We start from the raw sequence: 16,635 nt of genomic DNA on the forward strand, positions 1-16,635 counted from the left end.
CACGCAAGAGGCCCGAAGAGGAATCGACGACAGGAGACCCATCCATGAAGTTCGGAACCCGGACCGCCGCACTCGCCTGCACCGCCCCTTTGGCGCTGGCAGGCTGCAGCTATCTCGCGCCATTGCTGCCCTCGTACGCGCCGCCGCCACCGCCGGCACCGCCGCCGGTCGTGTCGCCCAGCGGGCTCGCGCCGATCACCGAGGAGCAGGTGGAACGCATCCGCGAAGCCATCGTGACCAAGCCGCCCACGCCGGCCGTGGCCAAGGTGGTGCAAAGCGCGGCGCCCACCATCGAATCCTTCGTGCGGACCGAAGGCTGCATCACCGCGCGCAACGGCGCCGTGCTCAGCCCGTTCGCGGCGCCGGGCCGGCTGTTCGACGGCACCGGCTTCCAGGGCGGGCCGATGGCCGATATGCAGTACCACGACAAGACCGCCTGCGTGACGGTCAAGCGCATCCAGAACTGGAAGATGGTGTCGCCGAAGCGGCTGCGCTTCGAAGTGGTGTACGTGGGCGACGACGGCGAGGAGCGCTCGGTCCGGCGGCATGAGCTGACGCGCCAGCCCAGGGGCGGCTGGCTCTTCACGCGCTGACGCGCGCAGGCTACGCAGCCGCCTCCGCCCTCTTCTGCGCGCGCAGCGCCACCGCGAATGAGGCCTGCGCCACGATGCTGGCACCGGCCAGCACCAGCGCCGCCGCCATCGCGGGGTTGCGGTGCCCCAGCCCCGCCAGCGCGGTGCATGCGGCGCCCACCGCCATCTGCGTGGCGCCATAGAGCCCTGAAGCCGAGCCGATCACGAGCGGATTGACGCCGATGGCGCGCGTGAGCGCGGCCGGCGAAGCCATGCCCGCGCCCACGGTGTAGAGGAACATCGCCGCCACGATGAGCGGCACCGACAGCCGCTGCGCGAGCGCTGCGCCCAGCAGAACGAAGGCCGCAGCGCAGCTCAGCAGGTTGGCGCGCGTCATGAGCCGGTCGAGGTTCGCGTGCACGATCAGGCGGCTGGTGAGAAAGCTGCCAAGCCACACGCCCGACACCAATATCGCAAGGTAGATGCCGGCCTCGTGCGCAGGGCGATGCAGCTGGTCGACGAAGATGAAGGGTGCCGACGCGATGAAGGCATACATCGACGTGGTGGCGCAGCCGCCGCCGATCGAAAAGCCGAGGAACGCGGGCGACGCGAGCAGCAGGCGGTAGTTGCGCGCCAACACCCGGCCTTCGACGCGCATGCCCGGCATGCCGGTCTCGGGCAGCAGCCTCCATGCGAACACGAGGCCCGTGAGGCCGAGCGCGAACAGCGCATGGAAGATCGAGCGCCAGCCGAAAGCGCTGGCCAGCGCGCCGCCGAGCAGCGGTGCAATGCTCGGGCCGACCGTGACCATGAGGTTCATGAGCGCGAGGCGCTTCGTGGCTTCCTGCGGCTCGGCGGTGTCGCGCACCATGCTGCGCCCCAGCACCAGCCCCGCGCAGCCGCCCATGGCCTGGAACAGCCGCGCGGCGATGAGCGCATGGACATCGGGTGCGAGCGCCGCAGCAAGCCCCGCGGCCGAATAGAGCGCAAGCCCGCACAGCAGCACCGGGCGGCGGCCGTAGCGGTCGGCCAGCGGGCCGTAGGCGAGCTGCCCCACGGCCAGGCCGAGGATGTAGAGGCTCACGGTCATCTGCATCGCGCCCATGCCGGCGCCCAGGCCCTGCGCAGCAACGGGCAGCGCGGGCACGAAGATGTGCATGGCGAGCGTGCCGCTGAAGGTGACGAGCGCCAGCAGCCACAGCGGCGCATGCCGGCGCGGCGTGGAGGAAAGTGCGGCAGCGGCCATGGTCAGCGGGCCTTGACGGAGGTGGACGCGGGCGCGGCTTCGTTGGCCGCAAGGCCGGTGCCATCGTCCGGCTCCCAGCCGCCGCCAAGCGCCATGAACAGCACCACCTGGTCGTCGGCCAGTTGCGCCTCGCTGGCCGCGAGCGCCGCGTCGCTCGCGGCCAGCGAACGTTCGGCATCGAGCGCCTCGAGGTACGCGGTGCGGCCGCCCTGGTAGAGCTGGCGCGCCTGCGCGGCCACCTTGGCGCTTTCGTCGCGCGAAGCCTGCAGCGCGGCGCGGCGGTCGAGCTCGCGCGCATAGGTGCCGAGCGCGGTCTCGGTTTCGCGCAATGCGGTCAGCACGGTGCCGTCGAACTTCGCGAGCGCGGCGCGCGTGCCGGCCTCGGCCTGGGCGATGCGGGCCTGCGCGATGCCGGTGTTGGGGAGGGTCCAGGAGATCAGCGGGCCCATGCTCCAGCCAATGGTGTCCTTGCGGCCGAAATCGCTGGCTGGCCCGGCCGACGAGGCCGAGAGCCCCAGCGTCACCTTCGGATAGAGATCGGCCGTGGCCACGCCGATGCGTGCGGTGGAGGCCGCCAGGCTGCGCTCGGCCTGGCGGATGTCCGGGCGGCGCCGCAGCAGGGCCGCGCCATCGCCCACCGGCAGCGTGCCGGCCACGCGCGGGGGCACGGTGCAGCCGGCCACCTCGCGCGGGAAGTCCTGCGGCAGGGCGCCGGTCAGCGTGGCCAGGCGGTAGAGCGCGCCCTGGCGCTCGGCCTGCAGCGGCGGCAGCGCGGCATTCAGCTGCTCCAGCTGCGCACGCGCTCGGTTGGCGTCGATGGCACCGGCGCGGCCCGCGCGCTGCAGGCGCTCGGTGACGTTCAGGGCGTCCTGCTGCAGCGCGACGGATTTCTGCGCGATCTGCAGGCGCAGTCCGGTCGAGCAGGCCTGCGCGTAGGCGCGCGCGGTGCCCGCGGCCACGTTCACGCGCACGAGGTCGAGCGCGGCCGCGGCGGCCTCGGCGTTGGCGCCCGCGGCTTCGATGCTGCGGCGTATCTGGCCGAACAGGTCGACCTGGTAGGACAGGGAGGCAGCCGCGCTGTAGTTGAAGCGGCTCGGCGGCTCATAGCCCTTCTGCAGCATCGACAGGCCCGACGCATGGCCGAACGAAGGGCCGCCGCTCACGCCGAGCGTGGGGCGCTGGCCGCCGGCAACCTCGGCCTCGATGGCGCGCTCGCGCTCCAGGTTTGCGACCGCCTGCCGCAGGTCGGTGTTGTGCGCGAGGGCCTGCGTGACGAGCCGGTCCAGCAGCGGGTCGTGGTACAGCCGCCACCAGTGCGCGGGCAGCGGCGCGGCGTTGGCGGGCACCTCGGCGAACGGGCGCGTGGCGCCGGGCTGGCTGGCCAGTGCCTCGGGCGGCTGGCGGTAGTCGGGGCCGACGGCCGCGCAAGCCGCGAGCCCCGCCGCAACCGCGAGCGAAGCCATGCGAAATGCAAGACGGCACATGGCGCTCATCCCTTCTTCGGCTCGGCGGCCGGTGCACCGGCGTTGCGCGCCGGCGGATGCTCGAGCACCTGCACGGTCACGGTCTGGCCGGCCACGAGCCGTGCGCCCTGCGGCAGCGGATCGAGCCTGATGCGCACCGGAATGCGCTGCGCGAGCCGCACCCAGTTGAAGGTCGGGTTCACGCTGGGCAGCAGGTTGGCGCTGGTCGAGCGGTCATGGTCGGCAATGCCGGCGGCCACGCTGTCGACCGCGCCTTCGAGCACCGCGCCACCGCCCATCGGCGTCACGCGCACGCGGTCGCCCAGGTGGATGCGCGGCAGCTTGGTTTCCTCGAAGTAGCCCTCGACGAAGAACGAATGCGCATCGACCAGCGCCAGCACCGGCCGTCCGGCCGATGCATAGCTGCCGGTGCGCAGGTCGAGATTGGTCACCAGGCCGTCGGCCGGCGCGCGCACCTCGGCGCGCTGCAGGTTGAGGCGCGCCGCATCGAGCGCCACCTCGGCCTGCGCGACGGCGGCGCGCGCCTGCTCCGCGCGGGCGCGGGTCTGTTCACGGGTCTCCTGCGACACCAGCGCGTCCAGCCCCGTGTTGCGCGCGTTCTCGCGCTGCGCCTGCGCGCTGGCGGCACGCTGCGCCGCCAGCGCGGCCTGGGCCTGGCGCACGGCAAGGTCGTAGCGCGCGCGGTCCACCTCGAACAGCAGGGCCCCGGCCTGCACGGCCTGGTTGTCCCGCACAGGCACCGCGGTGACCAGGCCGGAAACGTCCGGCGCGATCTGGACCACGTTGGCGCGCACGCGGCCGTCGCGCGTCCAGGGAGCGAGCTCGTAGTGGTCCCAGAGCTGCAAGCCGGCCCATGCGGCGGCCGCCACCACGGCCGCGGTGAGAAGAATGCGCCCGAGGCGCATCGGCCAGGAGCTGTCGGTGGAAAGAGGGGCTTTCATCTGGATCTCGTCATTGAAGGAAGGACGCCGCACGGCTGATGCCGTAGAGCAGCAGCAGATAAAGCGCCATGTCGAACAGCGCGGGGTGCCACACCCAGCGGTAGAGGCCGGCCAGGGCCAGCAGATGGCGCACGCCCCAGAGGGCGGCCAGCGCAACGCCGGCCAGCACCAGCAGCCATGGCAGGTAGAGGCCGTAGAAACTTGCTTCGCCAATCATCTGGAGGCTCCTTGTCCGGCCGCGGCCAGGCGCGGCGGTGCATCGGGAAAGAGATTGCGGCGCAGGCCCACCAGCGCGGTCACTGCGCTGCGCGATGCGGATGACGGCGCATGCTGCGCGCCAAGCACGGCCGACAGCGCCTCGTCGATCTGCGGCAGCAGGCTGGCGGGGCGCGCTTGCATGCGGCCCCTGCCGCGCTGGCGGAAGAACTGCGAGATGCCGCCCAGGAGCGCCGAGGCCGAGGCCGGCGGCAGCTGCGTGCGCACCCGCTGCAGCACGTCGATGTCGGCGCCGGTGCGCAGGTCGCGCAGCGCGTCGTTGGCGGCCACGCCCTCGATGCTGCCGCCGGCCTGCGCGATGCGCGGTGCGAGCAGGCCGATGCGGTCGAGCATGCGCACGGCGTAGGCGTCGCCCTGCGCGCCCTGGCGCTGCGCAGCGCCGGCCATCTCGCCGAGCTCGCGCCAGGTGGCGCGCTGGATGCGCCGCGCGCTCCAGTCGGCGCCGACCGAGCGCACCAGCCGCGTGACGCGCGCGGCAACCACCACGCCGATGACCTGCCCGAGCATGCTGTTGATGAAGCTCACCAGGTCGGCATTGGCGGTGTCGTGCATGGCCAGCGTGCCGGCCACGCCGAACAGCAGCGCCATGGCCGCCATGAAATGCGCCGGCCGCGCCATGTAGACGCCCAGCAGCAGGAAGGCCGGCGCGCACACCGCCACCAGCATGCCGAAGTCCTGCACCAGCGGCATCAGCACCAGCACATAGAGCGCGGAGACAGGAATCGACCACAGCGTGTACTTCAGGAAGCCGTGGATCGCGGGCACCGGGTCGTCCATGGTCGCGAAGAAGCAGCAGAAGACCGCGGCCATCATGGTGGCGGCCGAGCCCATGGGCCAGCCCGTCACGATCCAGAAGGCGCCGCACAGGCAGATGGCAAGCACCGCGGCCAGCGCCGACAGCAGCGCCATGCCGTGGTCGCGGTGCAGCACGCGGCTGCCGAGCGCGGCCGTGCGGCGCGGCGCAAGCGCGCCCTGGAGGCCCTCGTCGATGTCCATGCGCAGCCGCGCGCAGGCACGCCATCCCTCGACCAGTTCCTCAAGCCGGCCCGCGAGCCCGATGCGCAAGGCGCGGCTCCAGGGACTGTGCTGCGGCGTCGCGCCCAGCGCCTGGATCGAGCGGCGCAGCAGCTGCAGCGACTGCGCGCTCGCTGCATCGTCTTCCTGCAGCCATTGCGCGGCCTGCGCGAGCACCGCGGCGACGTCCGGCGCCAGCGCGCCTTCGGCCTGTTCCAGCGCCAGCAGCCGGTCCTCCACGGCCGACAGCGCGGGCGTGAGCGCGGCCACGCGGTCCTGCATGGCGCGGATCGCGCCGGCGGTCCAGCGCAGGTGCGTGGTGTCGAACGGCACGTGGGTGGACAGCAGCCGCAGCTGGGTGATGTCGCCGGCCAGGCGGCGGCGGTCGGCCGCGAGCGTTTGCGGATCGGCATCGGCGCGGCGTCCGGCGGACTGCAGCAGGTCGCCGAGCCACTGGCGCGCGTCCTGCAGCGTGCGGTCGAGCAGGCCCAGCACGGTCGGCGCCAGGCCCGTGGGCCACGCAATGCTGTGGACCAGCGTGGCGCACAGGATGCCCAGGCCGATTTCCTCCACCCGCGCCACCGCGGTGTCGAACAGCGCGAGCGGCGTCTGCACCGAAGGAAAGCCGATCAGCGCGGCGGTGTAGCCCGCCAGCATGAAGACATAGGAACGCGGCGTGCGGTCGAACAGCGAAATGCACAGGCACAGGCCCACCCACAGCGCGAGCACCAGCGTGAGCAGCTCCGGCGCGTTCGACAAGGCAGGCACCAGCAGCACCGTGGCCACGCAGCCGATCAAGGTGCCGCAGAAGCGGTAGAGCGCCTTGGAGCGCACCGCGCCGGCCAGCGGATGGGCCACCACGTAGGTGGTCATCAAGGCCCAGAACGGACGCGGCAGGCCGGCGCGGCTGGCCAGGTACATGGCCAGCATCGCGGCGGCAAAGCTCTTGGCAGAAAAGAGAAGCTCCGCGCGGCTGAAGCGCGGCAGCCGGAAGGCGGCCATCTACCTGCGTCCTTCCTGCGGCCCCGGCGCAGCGCGGCCGAGCCGCTCGCCCAGCACCGCGAACACGCGCAGGCAGGCGGCGATGTCCTCGTCGGCCACGCCTTCGAACAGCGTGGCGCGCATGCCGCGCAGCGCGGCCTCGATGGGCTGGCAGGCGGCCTCGCCGGCCGGCGTGAGATGCAGCGTCTTGGCGCGGCGGTCGGCCGGGTCTTCGCGGCGCTCCACGAAGCCGGCCTCCACCAGCTGGTCGATCGAGCGCACCAGCGAAGGCCCCTCGATGCCCAGCGCCTCGGCAAGCACGCCCTGGCGCACGCCGCCGTGCAGGCGGCCGATCATCACGATCGGCCACGCCAGCGACTGCGAAAGCCCGACATGCGCCACCGCCTTGTCGGCCGCGGCCCGGTAGCCGCGCTGCAGCGGCGACAGCGCCATGCCGAGCGACATCAGCGCGGCTTCGCGGGTCTTCGAGACGTGGGCCATGGCTCTCTCAAATTAGTTAGCTTGCTATCTATTTTAGGAGAAAAGCCGCAGCACTGCAGCGCCCCATGGAAGAACCCCAGGGGGAAATCAAGAAAGAAGAAAAGTGTGAAGCCCGCCGATAAGCCGGATTCTGTGCGTTGGAGTTGCCCCCAACGTGACCGCCATTACTCTGGGCCGCTTGTCGCCAAACGGCTCGATGCCACCTACCCGCCAGCTCAGCGGAACCACCTCGATACTGGCCTACTTGGTGTTGCTGCGCGCAGAGATTGCCCGTTTCACCCGAACTGAATCGGCTCGTCTCTGTTGCTCTGATCCTCACCTCACGGTGGAGAGTCGTTAACTCCTGCGCTGTCCTGTGCAGTCCGGACGTTCCTCCAGTGCGGTCTTTCGACGCGGCGCCTTGCGGCGTCGCCCCTTGCGGGCTTGCACCAGCGGCGGTCTGGCGTGCTTCACGCCGGGGATTATCGCTCGATACCTCGCGGGCGCCGGCCGTCCGCTCCACAATGGCGCTTCGACTGCCCCGACAAAAGCCCAAGGAGATCCCATGAAGTCCCAGAACATCCTCCAGACCATCGGCAACACGCCGCACATCCGCATCAACCGCCTGTTCGGCAATGCGAAGCAGCAGGTGTGGATCAAGTCCGAGCGCGCCAACCCCGGCGGCTCCATCAAGGACCGCATCGCGCTGTCGATGGTGGAAGACGCCGAGAAGTCCGGCGCGCTGAAGCCCGGCGGCACCATCGTGGAGCCCACCTCGGGCAACACCGGCATCGGCCTGGCCATGGTCGCGGCCGTCAAGGGCTACAAGCTGATCCTCGTGATGCCCGACAGCATGTCGGTGGAGCGCCGCCGCCTCATGCTGGCCTACGGCGCCACCTTCGACCTCACGCCGCGCGCGGGCGGCATGAAGGCCTCCATTGCGCGCGCCGAGGAAATCGTGGCCGGCACGCCGGGCGCGTGGATGCCGCAGCAGTTCAACAACCCCGCCAACATCGACGTGCACGTGCGCACCACGGCCGAGGAAATCGCGGCCGACTTCCCCGACGGCATCGACGTGCTGATCACCGGCGTGGGCACCGGCGGCCACATCACGGGCGTGGCGCGGGTGCTCAAGAAGAAGTGGCCGAAGCTGCAGGTGTTCGCGGTGGAGCCGGTGGCCTCGCCGGTGATCTCGGGCGGCCAGCCCTCGCCGCACCCGATCCAGGGCATTGGCGCGGGCTTCATCCCGAAGAACCTCGACACCTCGCTGCTCGACGGCGTGCTGCAGGTCGACGCCGAACCGGCGCGCGAAATGGCCCGCCGCTGCGCGGTCGAGGAAGGCATGCTGGTGGGCATTTCCTCGGGCGCCACGCTCGCGGCCATCGCGCAGAAGCTGCCCTCGCTGGCACCCGATGCGGTGGTGCTGGGTTTCAACTACGACACGGGCGAGCGCTATCTCTCGGTCGAAGGCTTTTTGCCGGCCTGACCCAGCTATCTCTTTCATAGCGCCTCGGCGCGTAAAATCCGTGGCCTGCTTGATAACCACAAGCCCCATGACATGCTGAGAATCTCCGAACTCAAACTCCCGCTGGACCACGCCCCCGAGGCGCTGGCCGCCCTGATCGCCCGGACGCTGGACGTCCCGCTCGAAGCGATCGCTTCCCACACCGTCTTCAAGCGCAGCTTCGACGCGCGCAAGGCCGACCTGCTCACGGTCTACATCGCCGACGTGCAGCTGGCCGACGCCGGGCTCGAAGCCGCACTGCTCGCGAAGCACGCTGCGCATCCGCACATCCAGGCCGCGCCCGACATGCGCTACACGCCGCCCGCGCAGGCACCCGAAGGCGCGCCCCGGCCGGTGGTGATCGGCTTCGGCCCCTGCGGCATCTTCGCGGCGCTGATGCTTGCGAAGATGGGGTTCAAGCCCATCGTGCTCGAACGCGGCAAGACCGTGCGCCAGCGCACCCGCGACACCTGGGGCCTGTGGCGCAAGAGCGTGCTCGACCCCGAGTCGAATGTGCAGTTCGGCGAAGGCGGTGCCGGCACCTTCTCGGACGGCAAGCTCTACAGCCAGATCAAGGACCCGCGCTTCCTCGGCCGCAAGGTGATGGAAGAGTTCGTCAAGGCCGGCGCACCGCCGGAGATCCTTTACGTCGCGCATCCGCACATCGGCACCTTCAAGCTGGTGAAGGTGGTGGAGAACATCCGCGAGCAGATCGTCTCGCTCGGCGGCGAGATCCGCTTCGAGCAGCGCGTGACCGACGTGCAGATCGAAGACGGCCAGATTCGCGGCCTCACCGTGCTCGACCAGGCCACCGGCCAAACGAGCGAGCTGCGCGCCGACCACGTGGTGATGGCGCTCGGCCACAGCTCGCGCGACACTTTTTCCATGCTGCACGCGCGCGGCGTGCACATCGAGGCCAAGCCCTTTTCCATCGGCTTTCGCGTCGAGCATCCGCAGGGCCTGATCGACCGCGCGCGCTGGGGCCGCCATGCGGGCCATCCGCTGCTCGGCGCGGCCGACTACAAGCTGGTGCACCACGCAAGCAACGGCCGCTCGGTCTACAGCTTCTGCATGTGCCCCGGCGGCACCGTGGTGGCGGCCACCAGCGAGCCCGGCCGCGTGGTCACCAACGGCATGAGCCAGTATTCGCGCAACGAGCGCAACGCCAACGCGGGCATCGTGGTGGGCATCGACCCGCGCGACTTTCCCGGCTGGACGCCCGAAACCGCGGGCGATGCGCTTGCCGGCATCGCGCTGCAGCGCGAACTCGAGTCGAACGCCTTCGTGCTCGGCGGCGGCGACTACCGCGCGCCCGGCCAGCTGGTGGGCGACTTCATCGCGGGCAGGCCCTCGACCGCGCTCGGCAGCGTGACGCCCTCGTACAAGCCCGGCGTCACGCCCACCGACCTGCACCAGGCGCTGCCGGCCTACGCCATCGAGGCGATGCGCGAAGCCTTCCCCGCCTTCGGCCGCAAGATCAAGGGCTTCGACCTGCACGATGCGGTGCTCACCGGCGTGGAAACGCGCACCTCCTCGCCGATCCGCATCACGCGCGGCGACGACTTCCAGAGCCTCAACGTGCGCGGCCTCTACCCCGCCGGCGAAGGCGCGAGCTACGCGGGCGGCATCCTGTCGGCTGGCGTCGACGGCATCAAGGTGGCCGAAGCGGTGGCGCGCAGCGTCGCCGGAACATGAGCAAGGAACCCATGGCCGTGCCGAACGACGATTTCCACTTCTACGAACCCGCCAAGGGCCACGGCCTGCCGCACGATCCGTTCAATGCCATGGTCGGCCCGCGGCCGATCGGATGGATCTCGTCGCAGGACGAAAACGGTGCGCTCAACCTCGCGCCCTACAGCTTCTTCAACGCCTTCAACTACACGCCGCCCATCGTGGGCTTTGCGAGCATCGGCGCCAAGGACAGCCTGCACAACATCCGCCAGACACGCGAGTTCGGCTGGAACCTGGCCACCCGCCCGCTGGCCGAGCAGATGAACCAGTCGTGCGCCGCGGTGCCGCCCGAGGTGAACGAGTTCGAGCTCGCCGGCCTCACGCCCGCGGCGTCGCGCCACATTGCGGTGCCGCGCGTGGCCGAGAGCCCGGTGTCCTTCGAATGCCGGCTCACGCAGCTGCTGCAGCTCGAGGGCGTGGACGGCGTGCCGGTGCCCACCTGGCTGATCCTCGGCGAAGTGGTGGGCGTGCACATTGCGCGCCACCTGCTGAAGAACGGCATCTACGACACCGCCGCGGCGCAGCCCATCCTGCGCGGCGGCGGCCCGGCTGATTACTTCGAGATCAGCCCCGACAATCTCTTCAAGATGTTCCGCCCGCGCTGAATGCGCGGAATCCATTTTTCTCCGCCGCTGCCAGCCAACCTGACAAGAACCGACCGATGACCGACACCGCCACGCCCCAAGAAGAAATCCAGGAAGTCCAGCCGGCGGAAGCCGAGGGCACCGCCCAGTTGCACCAGTCGCAGCAGCAGCCGAAGGCCGGCGCCCGCCCGCCCCGCGCGCCGCGCCAGCCGCGGCAGCAGCAGCAACAACAAAAGCAGAAGCCCAGGCAGGCCGCGCAACAGCCACAGCCGCAGCGCGCGCGCAAGGTGCACCCGGCGCTGGAGAAATTGTTCGAGCTGTACCCCAACATGTTCGGCGCGCGCTTCCTGCCGCTCAAGCTCGGCGTGTTCCAGGACCTGCTCGAGAAGCACCCCGACGATTTCAAGAAGGACGAGCTGAAGGTTGCGCTGGGCCTGCACGCACGCTCCACGCGCTATCTCGAGGCGGTGGCCGCGGGCCTTGCGCGCCACGACCTCGACGGCAACGCGGTGGAGCCGGTCGCGCCCGAGCATGTGCACCACGCGATCCTCGAACTGCACCGCCGCCGCGTGCAGCGCAACCCCGGCGAGGACCTGCGCCCGCAGCTGGTGGCGCGCATCGCCCGCGCCGTGGAAGCCTCGGGCCTGGACCGCGAGGCCTACGCGGTGCTGGTGCGCTCGCGCGACGAGGAAACCAACGCCGTGCTCGACGAAGCGCTGGCCGAGCTCGCCCGCCAGGCCGCCAAGCGCGAGGCGCTGCTGCGCGCCTTCGAGGCCAGCGGCCGCAGCAGCGAGCAGGAGTTCGCCGAGATGTACGGCATGGATGCCGGCGAGGTCGCACGCACGCTGCAACGGGCGCGTGACGACAACAAGCGGGCGCAGGCTGCGGCCGAGACCGCCGCGCCTGCCGCCGCAGCGGCGCCGGACGCCACCGGGTCCGACCAGCCCGCCGCCACCGGCAATTGAACGCCCCGTAGCGGCCGGCAAGCCGCAACTGTGCAGTCTGACCGCAGCGCGGCGAAATTTTTCGCTGGAACCGGCGTTCAAGAAACGTTTTCATACATTTCCAGCTACATTCCTCCGGCCCATTCCGGGCGGAGGAGAAGTTAATTTGAAAAGAGTCATCAGGCTGCTTCTCGCAGCCGTGGCTGTTTCCGTGTTCGCGAGCGGCTGCGCCGTCAACCGCGCAACAGCCACCGTCGACCCTTCGGCAAACCTCGACAAGCTGCGCGTGGTGCAGGTCAGGAAGCTTGAGGGTGAAGACGGCACGGTCCAGAAACTGATCGCGAGCAATCTGCGAAAACGCGGGTACGAGGTGTCGGAGGACGCCAAGCCGCCCGAGAAGGTCGATGCAGTCGTGACGTACGTCGACAAGTGGATGTGGGACATCACGATGTACCTGTTCGAGCTCACCGTCACGGTCCGCGAGCCCAAGTCCGACTTTCCGTTGGCCACCGGCAACTCGCTCCACTCCTCCCTCACACGCCTCTCGCCGCCGGAAATGGTCGACGAGGTGGTCGGCAACATCTTCAAAGAATCGGAAAAATCCAAATGATCAGCACCGCCACCCTTCGCCGCGCAAGCGCCCTGGCCGTTCTCTCCATCGTCGTCGTGCTCGCGGGCTGCGCTTCGTCAGCCAACCGGGAGGCCATGACGCCCACCAGCATCGCCTCGAGCAAGAAGCTGCCCTACTCGCTGTCGGTGAAGACCGGCGGCGGCAATGAAACGAATCCGCTGTGGAGCTCGGATATCGCCAACGAGGACCTGGCTGCCGCCATCGAGAAGGCGGTGACGCAATCGACCCTGTTCAAGGAAGTCGTCAAGGGCAAGAGCGGCGACTACGAACTCTCGGTCTCGATCGTCAAGCTGACCAAGCCCATGTTCGGCGCCGCGTTCACGGTCGACATGGAAGCGGGCTGGTCGCTCATCAAGACCTCTGACAAGTCGGTGGCGATGCGCCAGGTCATCAAGTCGACCTACACGGGTGGCGCCTTCGATTCGCTCGTCGGCACGACCCGCCTGCGCATGTCGGTGGAAGGTGCCGCACGCAACAACATCAAGCAGGGCCTGGAAGCCGTCGCGGCGCTCAATCTCTGATCGAGCGATCGACTGCTCAGTGAATGAAAAAGGGGCTGGTGAATCACCAGCCCCTTTTTTCATGCCTTCGCGCAGTGCTCAGCGCGCGTTCTGCAGCGCCGCAATGCGCTCTTCGATCGGCGGGTGCGTGGCAAAGAGCTTGCCGATGCTGCCCGTGATGCCCATGGCTTCCACCGCCTTGGGCAGTTCGCCGGCCGGCAGGCCGCCCAGGCGCGCGAGTGCGTTCATCATCGGCTGCTTCTGGCCCATGAGCGCGGCCGAGCCGGCGTCGGCGCGGAATTCGCGCTGGCGCGAGAACCACGCCACCACGATGGCGGCGGCAAAGCCCAGCACGATGTCCAGCACGATGGTGCTCACGTAGTAGCCGATGCCCGGGCCCGACGAACGGTCGTCGCCGCGGCGCAGGAAGCTGTCGACCGCATAGCCGATCACGCGCGAGAGGAACACGACGAAGGTGTTCATCACGCCCTGGATCAGCGTCATGGTGACCATGTCGCCGTTGGCGATGTGCGCCACTTCGTGGCCGATCACGGCCTCGACTTCTTCGCGCGTCATGTTCTGCAGCAGGCCGGTGGACACCGCCACCAGCGACGAGTTCTTGAACGCGCCGGTCGCGAAGGCATTGGGCTCGCCCTCGAAGATGCCGACCTCGGGCATGCCGATGCCGGCCTTGTCGGCAAACTTGCGCACCGTGCCGACGATCCAGGCCTCGTCCGGCGACTGGGGGTTGTCGATCATGTGCAGCTTGGTCGTCCACTTGGCCATGGGCTTGCTGATCAGGAGCGAAATGATCGCGCCGCCAAAGCCCATGACGAGCGCGAAGCCGAGCAGCGCCGTGAGGTTCAGCCCGTTGGCCGTCAGAAAGCGGTTGACGCCGAGCAGGCTGGCGACGATGCCGAGCACTGCAACGACCATCACATTGGTCAAAACGAACAGAAGGATACGTTTCAAGTTGAATTCTCCGTGGGGGAATGCTGCCGCCTAGATGAGGACCGGATGGCCCCCTTCAAGCCGTGCAGGAAATGGCGCTCTTCCTGTGTTGTTGGGGTTCTGGAGGAGCCGCACCGCGGCTTGCGGGTAGAGCGATGATAGGAGCAAAAGTTCTACGGACCGGGCCTGAAGACCTTGGGATCGTCGTAGAAATTCGCCGCCGCGTTGCCGGCCCACCAGCCCGGCACGCCGAGCACGGGCAGCGGAACAAAGGGCTTTTGCGCCAGGTGATCCGGCGCGAGGCTGCGCGCCAGCGCCCCGTCGCAGGACGCCGCCGAACCGCCCGCAGCCGGTGCCGGCAGCCGCAGCACATGCGCGGTGAGCGCCTTGCGCGGCGCGGCGAGTTTCTCGAGCAGCGCATGGCCGAACACCCAGAGGCGCGCCCCGGACCACAGCGCGCGCTGCGTCACGAAGAGCGTGTGCCAGTCGCGCGCGGCGAGCGCCCGCCACAGCGGCTCGGGCGCATCGAGCACGGCGCCGTTCTCATCGAACAGCGTGAGCGCATCGCGCAGCGGGCCGCGCGTGGCACCGATGCCCGCGCGGGCGATCTCGGCGGCCTGCAGTTCGTTGAGGCGGCGCTTGGCCTCCGGAAAGGCGAGCCAGACGAGGCCGTTGAAGAAGTCGTGCAGGTTGTCGCGCGTCGGCACGGTGCCGGTCTGGAAGATGTGGGCCTCATAGGCCTGCCCCGCGGACAGCGCCGACTGCGGCACGAAGGCGGGCCTGGAATCGGGCGCCGCTTGCCGCTGCAGCGCGGCTGCGACCGGGCTGTGGAGTGCCGCCTGCGCCGCCGCCTGGCCGATGGCGCGGTAAGGCGCGAGCCAGGGCTGCGCCCAGTCGACCGCCGCCAGGCTCAAGGCGCGGCGGCTCCGGTCCAGCGGATGCGGTCGGGGTGCTGCAGCACGGCGAACTCCGCCGGGAGCTTGTCGAACAGCTTGAGCGAACTGCCGTGCTTGCCGAGCAGCCCGGCCGCGCGCAGCGCCTGGGCCACGTCGTTGAGCGGCACGTCGGCACCGCTGCGCAGCGCGGGTGCCGCGCGCAGGATGAATTCGGCGGCCTCGGAGGGCGGCTGCGGCGCGGGCGGCTTCGCTGCTGCCTTGGCGGTCTTTCGGGCCGGGGCCTTGGCCGCGGCCTTGCGGGCCGGCTGCGTGGCCGCACTCTTCGCGGTCTTTTCCGTCTTGGCCGGCGCACGCTTCGCGGCCACCTTGGCCGCGGCCTTCTTCGCCGGCGCGGTGCGGGGCGCGACCGGCGCGCCGTGGTGCTGCAGGTCGGTGAACTCGTCGTAGACCGCCACGGTCTCCTCGCCGGTCTTGCCCTGCTGGCCCAGGCCGCAGACGCGGCAGCCCTTTTCGCGCAGCCGGATCACGAGCGGCGCGAAGTCGGAATCGGAAGACACCAGCACCACCACGTCGGGGCGCTCGGCGATCACGAGGTCGAGCGCATCGACCGCGAGCGCGATGTCGGTGCTGTTCTTGCCGGCCGAGAGGTTGACCATCGGCCGCACCGACAGCCGCTTGAACAGCGCCTGCTGCTTGAGCGCCGTTTCGGCGTTGCAATAGGCGCGGCGCACATGAACCGCGCCGTGCTCGGCCAGGGTCCGCTGCACGGCCTGCTCGATCACGTCGGCCGAGACGTTGTCGGCATCGATCAGCAGCATCACCCGCAGCGCGGGCGTCATGCGAGTCTCCAGCCGATGGTTTCACCACCGCGCAGCGGCTTGAGCGTGGCGTCGCCGTAGGGCACGGTCTCGGGCACGGTCCAGCTTTCGCGCTTCAGCGTGATGGTGCCGCTGTTGCGCGGCAGGCCGTAGAAGTCGGGGCCATGGAAGCTCGCGAAGCCCTCGAGCTTGTCGAGCGCGTCCACGCTGTCGAAGGCCTCGGCATAGAGCTCGATGGCGGTCAGCGCGGTGTAGCAGCCGGCGCAGCCGAGCGCATGTTCCTTCAGGTGGGCCGGGTGCGGCGCGCTGTCGGTGCCCAGGAAGAAGCGGTCGCTGCCGCTCGTGGCCGCCTGGACCAGCGCCACGCGGTGCGTCTCGCGCTTGAGCACGGGCAGGCAGTAGTAGTGCGGGCGGATGCCGCCGGTGAAGATGGCGTTGCGGTTGTACAGCAGGTGGTGCGCGGTGATGGTGGCGGCCGTGAAGCGGTTGGCATCGCGCACGTAGTGGGCGCCCTCCTGGGTGGTGAGGTGCTCGAACACCACCTTGAGCTCGGGGAAGTCGCGGCGCAGCGGGATCATCACGCGGTCGATGAAGACGGCCTCGCGGTCGAACAGGTCGACCGCCGGGTCGGTGACCTCGCCGTGCACCAGCAGCAGCAGGCCGTGCTTCTGCATGGCTTCGAGCGTCTTGTAGGTGTGGCGGATGTCGGTCACGCCGGCATCGCTGTTGGTGGTGGCGCCGGCCGGGTAGAGCTTGAGCGCGCGCACGCCGGCTTCCGCGGCCAGCGCGATTTCCTCGGGCGGCAGCTTGTCGGTCAGGTAGAGCGACATCACGGGCTCGAAGGCCGTGCCCGGCGGCACCGCCGCGCGGATGCGGTCGCGGTAGGCAATAGCCTGCGCCGCGGTGGTCACAGGGGGGCGCAGGTTGGGCATGACCAGCGCGCGGCCGAACTGGCGCGCGCTGTGCGGCACCACGGCTTCGAGGGCGGCGCCGTCGCGCACATGCAGGTGCCAGTCGTCCGGGCGGGTGATGGTGAGGGTGTCTGTCATGGGAGGGCCATTGTCGCATCGCGGCCTTGCGGC

Annotated in this window: 17 protein-coding genes and 1 other RNA gene; 7 read left to right on the plus strand and 11 right to left on the minus strand. The window is 69.9% G+C overall.

All coding sequences use genetic code 11. The features are described 5' to 3' along the window. Positions 1–44: 44 nt before the first annotated feature. Complete coding sequence (locus AC1DMS_RS07770) at positions 45–593, plus strand: hypothetical protein (RefSeq protein WP_012746025.1); 549 nt, start codon at positions 45–47, stop codon at positions 591–593. Positions 594–603: 10 nt separating this feature from the next. Here the strand turns inward: AC1DMS_RS07770 and AC1DMS_RS07775 are convergent, their stop codons facing one another. From AC1DMS_RS07775 to rnpB, 7 genes are all read right to left on the minus strand, one after another. After that, a complete protein-coding gene (locus AC1DMS_RS07775) occupies positions 604–1,818 on the minus strand; it encodes a multidrug effflux MFS transporter (RefSeq protein ID WP_018903661.1) in 1,215 nt (404 codons plus the stop codon). Between the two features lie 2 nt (positions 1,819–1,820). Further along, positions 1,821–3,311, minus strand: coding sequence for an efflux transporter outer membrane subunit (locus tag AC1DMS_RS07780; protein WP_018903662.1), 1,491 nt, complete (start codon positions 3,309–3,311; stop codon positions 1,821–1,823). Further along, the gene (locus AC1DMS_RS07785; RefSeq protein ID WP_018903663.1) at positions 3,308–4,243 is read right to left on the minus strand and encodes an efflux RND transporter periplasmic adaptor subunit; all 936 of its coding nucleotides are present in this window, start codon (positions 4,241–4,243) and stop codon (positions 3,308–3,310) included. Before AC1DMS_RS07785 ends, AC1DMS_RS07780 begins: the two co-directional genes overlap by 4 nt. A gap of 10 nt (positions 4,244–4,253) precedes the next feature. Beyond that, on the minus strand, positions 4,254–4,460 hold the full coding sequence (locus tag AC1DMS_RS07790) for a DUF1656 domain-containing protein (protein ID WP_018903664.1): 207 nt from the start codon (positions 4,458–4,460) through the stop codon (positions 4,254–4,256). Further along, positions 4,457–6,535: an FUSC family protein gene (locus AC1DMS_RS07795; protein WP_018903665.1), complete on the minus strand. Its 2,079-nt coding sequence runs from the start codon at positions 6,533–6,535 to the stop codon at positions 4,457–4,459. The genes AC1DMS_RS07790 and AC1DMS_RS07795 overlap by 4 nt, the downstream gene beginning before the upstream one ends. Beyond that, a complete protein-coding gene (locus AC1DMS_RS07800) occupies positions 6,536–7,015 on the minus strand; it encodes a MarR family winged helix-turn-helix transcriptional regulator (protein WP_018903666.1) in 480 nt (159 codons plus the stop codon). It abuts the gene before it with no gap. 103 nt (positions 7,016–7,118) lie between these two features. Continuing rightward, positions 7,119–7,466, minus strand: an RNA gene (gene rnpB / locus AC1DMS_RS07805) — RNase P RNA component class A. A 93-nt stretch (positions 7,467–7,559) separates the two neighbouring features. Here rnpB and cysK point away from each other — a divergent pair. The 6 genes from cysK to AC1DMS_RS07835 all read left to right on the plus strand — a co-directional run bounded on the left by cysK (position 7,560) and on the right by AC1DMS_RS07835 (position 12,909). Further along, positions 7,560–8,480, plus strand: coding sequence for a cysteine synthase A (cysK, locus tag AC1DMS_RS07810; protein ID WP_018903667.1), 921 nt, complete (start codon positions 7,560–7,562; stop codon positions 8,478–8,480). Between the two features lie 72 nt (positions 8,481–8,552). Beyond that, on the plus strand, positions 8,553–10,193 hold the full coding sequence (locus AC1DMS_RS07815) for an NAD(P)/FAD-dependent oxidoreductase (protein WP_369664215.1): 1,641 nt from the start codon (positions 8,553–8,555) through the stop codon (positions 10,191–10,193). Between the two features lie 11 nt (positions 10,194–10,204). Then, positions 10,205–10,834 (plus strand): flavin reductase family protein, encoded by a 630-nt coding sequence (locus tag AC1DMS_RS07820; protein WP_018903669.1) that lies wholly within the window; start codon positions 10,205–10,207, stop codon positions 10,832–10,834. Positions 10,835–10,890: 56 nt separating this feature from the next. Beyond that, positions 10,891–11,778: a ProQ/FINO family protein gene (locus tag AC1DMS_RS07825; RefSeq protein ID WP_018903670.1), complete on the plus strand. Its 888-nt coding sequence runs from the start codon at positions 10,891–10,893 to the stop codon at positions 11,776–11,778. 178 nt (positions 11,779–11,956) lie between these two features. After that, positions 11,957–12,367 carry a hypothetical protein gene (locus tag AC1DMS_RS07830; RefSeq protein WP_478180843.1) on the plus strand — a complete coding sequence of 137 codons (411 nt, stop codon included), beginning with the start codon at positions 11,957–11,959 and terminating at the stop codon, positions 12,365–12,367. Continuing rightward, complete coding sequence (locus tag AC1DMS_RS07835; protein WP_018903672.1) at positions 12,364–12,909, plus strand: hypothetical protein; 546 nt, start codon at positions 12,364–12,366, stop codon at positions 12,907–12,909. The genes AC1DMS_RS07830 and AC1DMS_RS07835 overlap by 4 nt, the downstream gene beginning before the upstream one ends. A 78-nt stretch (positions 12,910–12,987) precedes the next feature. Here the strand turns inward: AC1DMS_RS07835 and htpX are convergent, their stop codons facing one another. The 4 genes from htpX to pyrC form a co-directional block, all read right to left on the minus strand. Then, a complete protein-coding gene (htpX, locus tag AC1DMS_RS07840; protein WP_012746012.1) occupies positions 12,988–13,860 on the minus strand; it encodes a protease HtpX in 873 nt (290 codons plus the stop codon). A gap of 152 nt (positions 13,861–14,012) precedes the next feature. Continuing rightward, on the minus strand, positions 14,013–14,753 hold the full coding sequence (locus AC1DMS_RS07845) for a DUF3025 domain-containing protein (RefSeq protein ID WP_018903673.1): 741 nt from the start codon (positions 14,751–14,753) through the stop codon (positions 14,013–14,015). Continuing rightward, on the minus strand, positions 14,750–15,574 hold the full coding sequence (locus AC1DMS_RS07850) for an NYN domain-containing protein (RefSeq protein WP_018903674.1): 825 nt from the start codon (positions 15,572–15,574) through the stop codon (positions 14,750–14,752). The genes AC1DMS_RS07845 and AC1DMS_RS07850 overlap by 4 nt, the downstream gene beginning before the upstream one ends. Continuing rightward, a complete protein-coding gene (gene pyrC, locus AC1DMS_RS07855) occupies positions 15,571–16,602 on the minus strand; it encodes a dihydroorotase (protein ID WP_018903675.1) in 1,032 nt (343 codons plus the stop codon). The genes AC1DMS_RS07850 and pyrC overlap by 4 nt, the downstream gene beginning before the upstream one ends. Between the last annotated feature and the right edge of the window lie 33 nt (positions 16,603–16,635).

Source organism: Variovorax sp. 05T418, assembly GCF_056396385.1.